Raw genomic sequence first — 11,161 nt, forward strand, 5'->3', positions numbered from 1 at the left:
TTGGAATTGACTTCAGGTATTCTTCTCCTCGCCGTAATGATAAAAACCGCGTCCGCTCTTTTTGCCGAGCCACCCTGCTTTGACGTACTTACGAAGCAGCGGGCAAGGGCGGTACTTGGAATCACCAAGCCCGGAGTGAAGGACTTCCATAATCGACAAACATGTATCCAGCCCGATAAAATCAGCTAACTTAAGGGGTCCCATCGGGTGATTCATACCAAGTTTCATAACCTGGTCTATTGCGTCTGGCTCAGCTACCCCCTCATAAAGGCAATAGATGGCTTCATTGATCATTGGCAAAAGCACACGGTTGGAGACAAATCCGGGAAAATCATTGACTTCGACCGGCGTTTTCCCCATTTTTTCCGCTAATGCAATAATGGCTAACGCAGTTTTATCTGATGTCGCCAGCCCGCGAATGACTTCAACCAGTTTCATCACAGGAACGGGGTTCATAAAATGCATGCCAATGACATGTTCAGGTCGGTTTGTGACAGCTGCAATTTCTGTTATCGGCAAGGAGGATGTATTGCTGGCCAAAAGCGTATGAGCCGGGCAAATAAGATCAAGGTTTTTGAACAATTTAGTTTTTGCCGTCATGCTTTCTGCAATTGCTTCAATCACAACATCCGCATGCTGCGCCTCCTCCAGCGCCGGGGAAAGAGAAATACGGCTGATAACAGCCTTCACTTCTGCTTCCGTCTTTCTTCCTTTTTCAGCATCGCGGGTCAAATGCTTTTTTATGTGCTGAAACCCCGTTTCCGCTGCCTCAGGATTCAAATCATACAGCCGCACATAAAAGCCGGCTTCAGCCGCTGTTTGGGCAATTCCGCTTCCCATTTGTCCGGCGCCGGCTACCATGATATGTTTGATTTCCATTCAAATCCCCTTCTCCGTCAATGTTTAATGAACTTGAACCAAGACAGCGTCTCCCTGAGCCGCTCCGCTGCAAATAGCAGCAATCCCCAGTCCACCTCCCCGGCGCTTTAATTCGTACACAAGTGTCATCAAAATTCTCGCACCGCTAGCACCGATCGGGTGGCCCAGTGCAATTGCTCCGCCATTGACGTTTACTTGTTCAAGATCAAACCCAACGATTTTTTCACATGTTAATACAACAGAAGCAAATGCTTCATTGACTTCAAAAAGGTCAATATCCTGTAATGTAAAGCCGGTCTTTTTCAGCAGCTTGTTTATTGCGTATCCCGGGGCCGCCGCAAGCTCATGCGCTTGCATTCCGGCTGTTGAAAAACCAAGAATGGTTGCAAGAGGACGCTTTCCAAGTTCAGCGGCTTTTTCCTCAGACATTAATACAAATGCTCCCGCTCCGTCGTTGACTCCCGGCGCATTGCCGGCTGTAATGGATCCGTCACTCGAATAAATCGGAGAAAGTTTCGCAAGCTGATCGAGAGTAGTATCGCGGCGAATCGCTTCATCTTTGTCAACAATGTTTGTTTTTCCTTTCCGGCCAAGCCAGCTGACAGGAACAATTTCATCATCAAACTTTCCTTCATCGACCGCAGCAGCCGACCGCTTATGACTTCGAAGGGCCCATTCATCCTGCTCTTTACGTGAAATGCCATATTCCTTGGCCGCCGTATTTCCGTGAACGGCCATGTGCACTTCATCAAAAGCGCACATTAATCCGTCGTAAACCATTAAATCCCTCAGCTCCCCGTTACCCATCCGTGCCCCCCAGCGGCCAGCGGGAACAGCATACGGAATATTGCTCATGCTCTCCATGCCTCCGGCAACAAGAATGTCCGCATCACGCGCCCGAATCATTTGGTCACATAGAGTGACAGCGCGAAGGCCAGAGGCGCAAACTTTATTTAGTGTTTCCGATGGCACACTCCAAGGCAGTCCGGCTATACGGGCAGCTTGCCGGGAAGGTATCTGGCCCGCACCGGCTTGGACAACCATACCCATGATGGCGCCTTCCGCCTGATCTCCAGAGACTCCGGCACGCTTTAACGCCTCTTTCATAGCAGCGCCCCCGAGTTCAGCAGCTTTTACTTCTTTTAACGCACCTCCAAATTTGCCAAACGGGGTTCTTGCGGCACTTACAATGACTGTTTTCCTCATGGTTTCACCTCAAATCAAAAGATAGACAGCGCTTACATTTCTGGGTGTCTTCTATGAATGTATGCTTTGAAACAGGTATGAATGAATGAAAAAGAAGGCTGCACCGGCAGCCTTCTTGAAAACTAATTTGTTCTATTCAATTTCTTAGCGATGGCAGCAGCCCGCTCAGGAAAATCTGTGAAAATGCCGTCTGCTCTCATTTTCATCAAATGCTCCATATCGTCTGGCCGATTGACTGTATAAGGCCTTACCTTAATCGAGCTATTTCGCATTTGCTGCAGCACTTCATCCGTTACCGCCGGGCTATGCAGCTTTGGGTGGTAGCCGGCTGCCGGAATGGATTTTACATATTGATCAGCCTGATATAGCACATCTGAGGTCAGCACCGCCCGTTCAATATGGGGTGCCAGCCGGCCGCATAACGCTAAGCTTTCATGGTTAAATGCGGACAGAATCGTTCTTTCTTCTATTTTAAATCGCTTTACTGTCTCAAGCACTTTTTCTTCCATTCCTTCATAGCGGATCACGCTATTTTTCAATTCAATGTTAATCAGAAAATCCTTTTTTTCCGCCCACGAGAGCACGTCTTCAAGCAGCGGCACCCTTACATCGCCGACTGTTTGTTGATGACCGGCAGCCGCATCAGCGGTTTTCAAAACATCGTACCTCGTGTCCTTTACGAAACCTTTTAAGGATGTCGTCCGGTCAAGCCTTTCATCATGAATAACAACAATATGTCCGTCTTTTGTCAGCTGAACATCTAGCTCGATTCCATCCGCTCCGTTTTCAATCCCTTTTTCAAATGCAATCATTGTATTTTCGGGATAATGACCTGATGCCCCCCGATGGGCAAAAATCTTTGTCATTGTTTCACCTCAAGCCTAAAGTTGCCCGTTTTCTCTATTATACTGATTTAGGCCTTGTCACTCTAGAATGAAGTGTTTTTGTACTCTGACTACTGTGCGTAATAAGAGTCAATTCCGGCGACAATCGCGTCAGCAGCTTTTTTTTGATATTCTTCACTCCCAAGCTTGTCCGCATCAGAGCTGTTTGTTATAAATCCAAGCTCAGCCAGCACGCTCGGCATTTTTGAATATGTAATGACATAAAAATCTGATTCTTTCACACCCCTGTCTCTTGTTTGCAAGGATGATACCAGCTCTGACTGAATATCTGATGCCAGCCGCTGACTGTTTTCCGCTTCATAATCAGACTGAAAGTACGTTTCCGTGCCTGAAGCAGAGGAAACGCCCGAATTCACATGAATACTGACAAAAAGATCAGCATGGTTTGCACTTGCTTTTGCCACTCTTTCCTCCAAGGTCAGAAAATGATCATCCATCCTTGTAGCGACAGGAATTGCTCCTTCCGCTTTCAGCTTGTCCACAACATGACCGGAGACAGCCAAATTAATATTTTTCTCTAACAGCCCGTTTCCGACTGCCCCGCTGTCTTTGCCACCATGACCGGCATCAATATATACCGTTTTCCCTGCTATCGGCTCTGCCGCTTGTGCACAGGGCGCGAGCATAAAAGCCAATCCGCATATCGCTAAACTCCTCCATAACATTTTCAACGTTTCTCCCTCCGGTCTGTCATTACGAGTTCTTTTGCAGCTGAATATCTTCCAGCTGTAAGGTTCCGTTTTCTTTTTTTGTATATTTCACCTGGACATTTGTGTGATCTGGCAGGTCCTCACAATCGTCGCGTTTGTCCCTTGGAACTTGTATCATGGTTTCTTCTCCGTTAAGGGAGACGGCAATTGTATGAGGATCAGCCGAACCAATGTATTTTCCCTCTTCTGTAAACTTTGGGACTGAATCATCTGCGCTTGCAATACTGCATCCGGAAAGCAGCAGCACAGTTAACAGAAATAGACCAGTTTGTTTCACATGATCACCTCTTCCTGATGTTTGGCTTTTATCTTTGACCAGAATGTCGGATTTGTAAAGCTGGCACGAAAGCCGGCACGACGTTTCCATTATTTTCAAAAGGGCTATCTGACCTGCTGATTTCCTGTTGTTAGAAAGAAAGCAAGCGGATCTGTCTATGAAGATGTCTCTAAAAGAGCTGCATTTTAGAAAAAATTAGAGGAAAGAAGCAACTTTTTATTCATTTTAAAAAAATTGATGAATAGAGTGAGCAGATGGTTTGACGGAAGGGTTGGACAGGCGTAAGCTTTTAAAGAATATTTACTTTACAGAAAGAAGATAAAGCTCATGAAAAAATTCGTTTTGATGCTAGCCGCGGAGGTCATCACTTGCTCCATTCGCCATCAAATCAAAGACGGCTACAAGAGCCCCGAAAAAGAGCGCAGAAAACCACATTCGGCACTCAAGATATTCAGCCGGTGAAGCAGATTGATTGCATCAAATTTTACATATAGGCTAGAATATGTGCGAATCCAAACGAAAGAAGATGATTTTATGAATCCAAAGTACAAACCGCTCTTTGAACCATTTACATTTCGAAGCGGCGTTACGATTGACAACCGGATCGCGGTTGCTCCAATGACCCATTATTCTTCCAACGAGGACGGCACGATTTCTGAAGCGGAGCTGGACTACATCATCCCCCGTTCAAAAGAAATGGGAATGGTGATTACAGCATGCGCAAACGTCACGCCTGATGGAAAAGCATTTCCCGGACAGCCAGCCATCCATGACGACTCAAATATTGCCGGGCTAAAAAGATTAGCGCAAGCCATTCAAGCACAAGGGTCAAAAGCGATTGTGCAAATTCATCACGGCGGAATTGAATGTCCTCCTGAGCTTGTTCCGAATCAGGATGTTGTTGCGCCAAGTGACGTGTTTGATAACGGTAAACAAATTGCCCGTGCATTGACAGAGGCAGAGGTTCAAAACATTGTGAAGGCTTTTGGAGAAGCGACAAGACGTGCCATTGAAGCCGGATTTGACGGTGTCGAAATTCACGGTGCAAACGGCTACTTGATTCAGCAGTTTTATTCTCCAAAAACAAATCAGCGCACAGACCGCTGGGGAGGAAGCGACGAGAAACGATTAGCCTTCCCGCTTGCTATTGTGGATGAGGTGAAACAAGCAATTGCTGATCACGCGAAGGGTGCATTTTTAGTCGGCTACCGTCTGTCTCCGGAAGAGCCAGATACACCGGGACTGACAATGACAGAAACCTTCACGCTTGTTGATGCCTTAGTAGAAAAAGAACTGGATTACCTCCATATTTCATTGATGGACGTCAACTCCAAAGCGCGCCGCGGCGCAGACCCAACACGTACACGTATGGACTTATTGAATGAACGTGTCGGACACAAGGTGTCGCTGATTGCTGTTGGTTCCATCCATTCTGCTGATGACGCGCTTGCTGTGCTTGAAAACGATATCCCGCTGGTGGCGATGGGGCGTGAAATTTTAGTGGATCCTGATTGGGCTGTAAAAGTAAAAGAAGGACGCGAAAAACAAATTGAAACTGTGATAAAAGGCACAGACAAAGAAAAATATCACTTGCCTGAGCCGCTATGGCAAGCGATTGTGAACACACGTGGATGGGTTCCTTATAAAGATTAATTTGATGTGACTGCCGGAATATTCGGCAGTCTTTTTTATAAAAAAAGACCCTTAGGAAAGGGTCCTTTTCGTCAATCGAATAATTTGTGCAAATATTCAAACTGCAAAATGAGAAGCTGACCAATTCCTTCGGTTAGAAAATCGAACAGCAGTCCGTCACGTTTTCTGTTTTTTTCTGCGTATGTCTCCTATATACTTTAATTGCTCTTTATCCTACGAACATCCAGCGTAAAGGGTTTCAATCCGTTTTTACCTTTCTGTTTCTCATGGTCCAACCAACGAATATACATACGACCATTGCAGCAAATGAAATGAAGTCAATCAGCATGCCTATTTTGTGTGACTCCACAACGATGTTTGAATTGACACAAAGCGAAAGAATAAATATAGCGATTAGCAGCCCGTACGGTTCACGCATTTTTGATCACTCCAAGCGTATAAACCAAATAGTCATCAATCTTCCGCATTTATTATAACAGATTTATCCAAAAATAAAACGCCTCCTATTTATCAGTGGAAACCAATAAATAAAAGACGTTTGATTTAAGTGCTTTTGCTGATCATGCTTAAGAAGCCTTATGTTCTAATCTCAGCTTATCCGCAACCATTGCAATGAACTCTGAATTTGTAGGTTTTGCCTTCGTCATGCTGACTGTATAACCGAACAATGAGGATATGGAATCAATATTCCCTCTGCTCCATGCCACTTCAATTGCGTGGCGGATCGCTCTCTCTACACGGCTAGCGGTTGTATTGAATTTTTTGGCGATGTCCGGATAGAGGACTTTTGTAATACTGCCGAGCAGTTCGATGTCGTTATACACCATTGAGATCGCTTCACGCAGATAGAGATAGCCTTTAATATGTGCAGGGACGCCGATTTCATGGATAATGCTTGTGATGCTCGCGTCGAGATTTTTCCTTTTTGGTTCAGGCTGGCTGCTGCGTATAATGCTGCTTTGTGATGACGGCGCGCGATGCGTCACACTGCTGGCATTTCCGCTGACCTGGCGAATATGGCCGACAAGGTTTTCCATATCAAACGGTTTGAGAATAAAGTAGGACGCTCCCAAATCGACGGCCTTTTTCGTGACATCTTCCTGTCCGAAGGCTGTCAGCATGATGACGTTTGGCTGTTTTTTCAGCTCTGATTCTCTCAGTCGCTCTAAAACAGCAAGTCCGTCCAAATGCGGCATAATAATGTCCAAGACGAGCACATCAGGATCTTTTTCTTTAAATAGCGACAGACATTCCTGTCCGTTATAAGCAACTCCGATGACTTCCATGTCTTCCTGTCCTTCTATATATTCACTCAACAGGCTTACCAGCTCTCGATTATCGTCAGCAACACAAACTTTAATTTTCTCCACGTTTCTTCCTCCCCAAATGTAGTTAACAGGATTCCACCTTGCTACATGTTTACATTCGACAAAACCGCTATATACCCTCTAAAAAAAATCATAACTAACAATAATAGTGGCATATCTTCGTTATTCTATGTTTTTCTCTGTTTTTCGACTAAAAATGAAATTTGACAAATAAGGAAACGTGAATTTGTCGAAAAATCTTCTTTTGTTCATTTTAACGTATGTATGATGAGAAGTGAAGAGGGAGAAAAGCAAAAAAACTGCCGGAATTCCGGCAGTTAGCTTGCTTTTTCTTTTCCGTAAATATCGATTCCTGCTTCAGACAGCATCCATTCAATATGCACACCGTAGCCGCTTGTCGGGTCGTTGACAAACACATGGGTAACGGCGCCGACGACCTTTCCATTTTGAATGATTGGACTTCCGCTCATGCCTTGTACAATGCCGCCTGTTTCCTTCAGCAGTCTTGGATCGGTAATTTTTAAGACCATTCCTTTTGTAGCCGGAAACTTTTGAGGTGTCGTGCTGACGATTTCGATATCAAATTTTTCTACCTTATCATCATCAATGACCGTTAAGATTTCAGCAGGCCCTTTTTTCACTTCATTTGAAAAGGCAACCGGCAGCGCCTTGTCTGAGATTTTGTTTTTAATCGGCTGATGCAGCGTGCCGAAGATTCCAAATGGGCTGTTTCTGTTAATGTCCCCGATCGTTTTGCGTTCAGAGGAAAATCGCGCCAGTTTTTCTCCAGGATTTCCGCCTGTCCCTTTTTCAATTGATGTTACAGTCGATTTGACGATTTCTCCATCTTCCACGACAATTGGTTTTTTCGTATCCATATCGGAGATCACGTGGCCAAGCGCTCCGTATTTTTTTGTTTTCGGCTCATAAAAGGTCATTGTGCCGATGCCTGCGGCAGAATCCCTGATATATAAACCGATTCGGTATTTGCCTTCAGCTTCATCCTTTTGAGGAATCAGCTTTGTTTTGATCTTCTGTTTATCACGTTTGATCAGCAAATCAAGAGACTCTCCGGTTTTTCCCGCATTTTGAATAAACGGGGCAACATCATTCATTTTTTCAATTTTCTGTCCATTCATCTCAATAATAATGTCGCCTGCTGTAATACCTGCCGATTCACCAGGGGATTTTTTCCCTTCGCTTGTGTTAATTTGATGAAATCCGACGACAAGCACTCCCACGGAATGAAGTTTGACACCGATCGATTGGCCGCCCGGTATGACTTTTAAATCCGGTAGAACTTGCACTTTTGTTTTTTTGATTGGAAATCCGGCAAGATCATATACTAATTCTGACTGGCCTGATTTTTTGCCTGTGACTTTGATTTCATGCGGGTCTTTCTCAACTGTAAACGCTTCTGATGATTTTTCCTGGGCGTTTACAGATAAACTCGTTTCAATCGCTTGTGTTTGGGTTTCAAATACTCTCATTTGCGTTGGAATCAGTAAATACTCTTTTAATGGTTTGCACAAACCTACACTTAATAACGAAACAAGGAGAATTAAACCTATTGCTTTTCTAATGTTATCCGGCATTCACTACTTCACTCTCCTCGCTCCTACCCCACACCTTCTTTATGAATTGCTGCTACATCATTACTTTTGCCTTCTCAGCCCTTATTTATAACTGTCATATAAAGAAAAACATTGGATATACTGATGAATGAATGGATGAGTATACAAAAAAATAAGCTGCGCATATGCGCAGCTTTAGACTGTTGACAAAAGTTTAAAATCGAATAAAGTTTTAAACTTTTGTCATCCTTTCAGCGTGATTGAAAACCCTTGAAGTCTAGAAAGGGCGGGTGCTGTCATTCGTGAGCACCGTCGCTTAGACTTGACAACGATTGCGAGGGTTTGTCAGCACGCTGAAGCTGCTGCGCATATTGCGCAGCTTATCCAGTTGTTTTGACTTGATCCGCTTGTTTTAACAGCTCTTTCGCATGGCGTTTTGTTAAGTCTGTGACTTCGACTCCTGCTATCATGCGCCCGATTTCCGCCACCTTCTCTTGTTTAGTCAGCGGCTTTACACGCGTCGTCGTTCTTCCGTCTTTTAATTCTTTCGCAATGTAAAGATGGGTATCGGCCATGGCTGCCACCTGAGGCAGGTGCGTAATGCAAAGCACTTGTGATCCCATTGATACTTTGTGAATCTTTTCAGCAATAGCCTGAGCGACCCTGCCGCTTACGCCTGTATCTACCTCGTCAAATATAATCGAGGTAACGTCCTGCTGTGAGGAGAAAATGCTTTTAATGGCAAGCATGACCCTTGACAGCTCTCCACCGGAAGCAACTTTAGAAAGAGATTTCAGCGGCTCCCCCGTATTGGTAGAAATCAAAAACTTCACCAGATCAATCCCTTGTTCAGTGAGCTGAACAGGCTGCCCGTTTACAACCGGCGCTTCCTCACCGCGGGTTGCTGTTCTAACCTTAAACTCCGTATCAAAAGTCGACTTTTCCATATATAAGCTTTTCAGTTCACGATGGATTTCCTCAGCCAGCTTTTTCGCCCATGATTTTCGGATTCGGGAAACGTTTGCCGCTTCTACTGCAACATCTTTACCAACCGAATCGAGCTCCTGCTTCAGGCTCTGAAGATGGCTGTCTCTGTTTTCAATTTGATCAATCTCTTCTTCAATTTTAGAAGCATATTCTAAAATATCCTCAACTGTTGCCCCGTATTTCCGCTTTAGCTGCTTAATCTCATTAAGACGCGCCTCAATAAAATTCAATCGTTCCGGGTCATATTCAAGCTCATCCAGCATATTTCTCATCTGAAATGTAGCGTCCTCCAAAAGATAGTAGGAGTTCGAAACACTCTCAGACAGTTTTTGCAGCGGTTCGTTAATATCGGATAAATCTTCAAGCTGAGACGACGCCATTCCGACCCAGTCCAGACCGCCCTGCTCGCTGCGCAGCGCATTATAAGCATTTTGCAGTGATTCAAATATTTTCTCAAAATTTGAAATTTGCTGACGCTCTTCTTGCAACTGCTCATCTTCGTTCAGTTCGAGTTTTGCTGATTCAATTTCTTCCAGCTGAAATTGAATCAGATCAAGCCGGTGCGCCATTTCCTGCTCACTTTCAGAAAGCTGCTTCAACTTTTTAAGCAGCTTCATGTAGCGCTGATAACCTTCCTGATATGCTTGAAGTGCGCTTTCCACTTCGGCTCCCGCAAACTTGTCCAATAGCTGAAGATGATTTTCGTCCTCCATTAACAGCTGGTTATCGTGCTGCCCGTGAATATCTAATAAAAGCCTGCCGATTTCTCTTAGCGACGCAATCGTTACAAGTTTGCCATTTACCCGGCATACGCTTTTTCCGTTCGTGCTGATATCCCTTCTCATGACGATCATTTCATCTGAAACGTCAATCCCCTGTTCAGCACAAACGTCAAAAACGGGATGGCCGCTGTCTAACTGAAACAGCCCTTCAAGCTCGGCTTTTGTTTCTCCATACCTGACAAATTCAGATGAGCCGCGGCCACCGACTAAAAGTGAAATGGCATCTATGATGATGGATTTGCCGGCTCCGGTTTCTCCTGTTAAAACCGTAAGCCCGCGTTCAAAAGAAACCGTCAGTTCCTCAATAATGGCAAAGTTTTTAATCGATAATTCAGCTAACAAACAGCATTACACCTCTTATCTTTGTTAGATTTCCTTTACAGCAGCTCTAGGAGCCTGCTTTTTACGCCGTCGGTATCTTCAGGAGTCCGGCAAATAATTAAGATGGTGTCATCTCCGCAAATGGTCCCCATAATTTCGTCCCAGTCCAGATTGTCCATCAGCGCTCCGATTGCCTGGGCATTGCCTGGCATGGTTTTCAGCACAATCATATGGCTTGCTGAATCTATTTTCACAAAAGCATCCATCAGTGACCGTTTCAGCTTAGACAGCGGATTGAAACGCTGGTCCGCCGGTAGGCTGTATTTATATGAGCCATTATTTGTCGGCACCTTCACAAGGTGAAGCTCTTTAATATCGCGTGAAACCGTGGCTTGTGTGACCTTGTATCCATCCTGCTTCAGCATGTCAACCAATTCATCTTGGGTTTCGATTTCATTGCTTGTAATGATTTCTCTGATTTTGATATGCCTCTGGCCTTTGTTCATGTAAGCACCTCTATTTCCAGCTTATCTGTTCTT

11 protein-coding genes are annotated in these 11,161 nt (G+C 44.7%); 2 read left to right on the forward strand and 9 right to left on the reverse strand.

Going from position 1 to position 11,161, the window contains the following annotated elements; genetic code table 11:
• Positions 1-12: 12 nt before the first annotated feature.
• From NST56_RS13430 to NST56_RS13450, 5 genes are all read right to left on the reverse strand, one after another.
• Positions 13-879: a 3-hydroxybutyryl-CoA dehydrogenase gene (locus tag NST56_RS13430; RefSeq protein ID WP_339177086.1), complete on the reverse strand. Its 867-nt coding sequence runs from the start codon at positions 877-879 to the stop codon at positions 13-15.
• Positions 880-903: 24 nt separating this feature from the next.
• Positions 904-2,085, reverse strand: coding sequence for an acetyl-CoA C-acetyltransferase (locus NST56_RS13435; RefSeq protein WP_268505004.1), 1,182 nt, complete (start codon positions 2,083-2,085; stop codon positions 904-906).
• Positions 2,086-2,207: 122 nt separating this feature from the next.
• Positions 2,208-2,951 carry a glycerophosphodiester phosphodiesterase gene (locus tag NST56_RS13440; RefSeq protein ID WP_168748205.1) on the reverse strand — a complete coding sequence of 248 codons (744 nt, stop codon included), beginning with the start codon at positions 2,949-2,951 and terminating at the stop codon, positions 2,208-2,210.
• An 89-nt stretch (positions 2,952-3,040) separates the two neighbouring features.
• Positions 3,041-3,661 (reverse strand): N-acetylmuramoyl-L-alanine amidase, encoded by a 621-nt coding sequence (locus NST56_RS13445; protein ID WP_268449550.1) that lies wholly within the window; start codon positions 3,659-3,661, stop codon positions 3,041-3,043.
• 22 nt (positions 3,662-3,683) lie between these two features.
• Positions 3,684-3,977 (reverse strand): hypothetical protein, encoded by a 294-nt coding sequence (locus NST56_RS13450; RefSeq protein ID WP_339177096.1) that lies wholly within the window; start codon positions 3,975-3,977, stop codon positions 3,684-3,686.
• A 327-nt stretch (positions 3,978-4,304) separates the two neighbouring features.
• On the opposite strand from NST56_RS13450, the gene NST56_RS13455 reads away from it, so the two are divergent.
• Both NST56_RS13455 and NST56_RS13460 read left to right on the forward strand, forming a co-directional pair.
• Positions 4,305-4,439, forward strand: a complete 135-nt coding sequence (locus NST56_RS13455; RefSeq protein ID WP_168748207.1) for a hypothetical protein — start codon at positions 4,305-4,307, stop codon at positions 4,437-4,439.
• Positions 4,440-4,511: 72 nt separating this feature from the next.
• The gene (locus NST56_RS13460; RefSeq protein ID WP_339177100.1) at positions 4,512-5,630 is read left to right on the forward strand and encodes an NADH-dependent flavin oxidoreductase; all 1,119 of its coding nucleotides are present in this window, start codon (positions 4,512-4,514) and stop codon (positions 5,628-5,630) included.
• 566 nt (positions 5,631-6,196) lie between these two features.
• Here NST56_RS13460 and spo0A read toward each other — a convergent pair.
• The 4 genes from spo0A to argR all read right to left on the reverse strand — a co-directional run bounded on the left by spo0A (position 6,197) and on the right by argR (position 11,128).
• Positions 6,197-7,000 (reverse strand): sporulation transcription factor Spo0A, encoded by an 804-nt coding sequence (gene spo0A / locus NST56_RS13465; RefSeq protein WP_168748210.1) that lies wholly within the window; start codon positions 6,998-7,000, stop codon positions 6,197-6,199.
• Between the two features lie 275 nt (positions 7,001-7,275).
• On the reverse strand, positions 7,276-8,553 hold the full coding sequence (gene spoIVB, locus NST56_RS13470) for a SpoIVB peptidase (RefSeq protein ID WP_268505001.1): 1,278 nt from the start codon (positions 8,551-8,553) through the stop codon (positions 7,276-7,278).
• Positions 8,554-8,912: 359 nt separating this feature from the next.
• The gene (gene recN, locus NST56_RS13475; protein ID WP_339177104.1) at positions 8,913-10,643 is read right to left on the reverse strand and encodes a DNA repair protein RecN; all 1,731 of its coding nucleotides are present in this window, start codon (positions 10,641-10,643) and stop codon (positions 8,913-8,915) included.
• Positions 10,644-10,678: 35 nt separating this feature from the next.
• Positions 10,679-11,128: an arginine repressor ArgR gene (argR, locus tag NST56_RS13480; protein WP_010334883.1), complete on the reverse strand. Its 450-nt coding sequence runs from the start codon at positions 11,126-11,128 to the stop codon at positions 10,679-10,681.
• Between the last annotated feature and the right edge of the window lie 33 nt (positions 11,129-11,161).

The sequence above is a fragment of the Bacillus sp. FSL R5-0560 genome, assembly GCF_037966305.1.
Taxonomy (GTDB): domain Bacteria; phylum Bacillota; class Bacilli; order Bacillales; family Bacillaceae; genus Bacillus; species Bacillus mojavensis.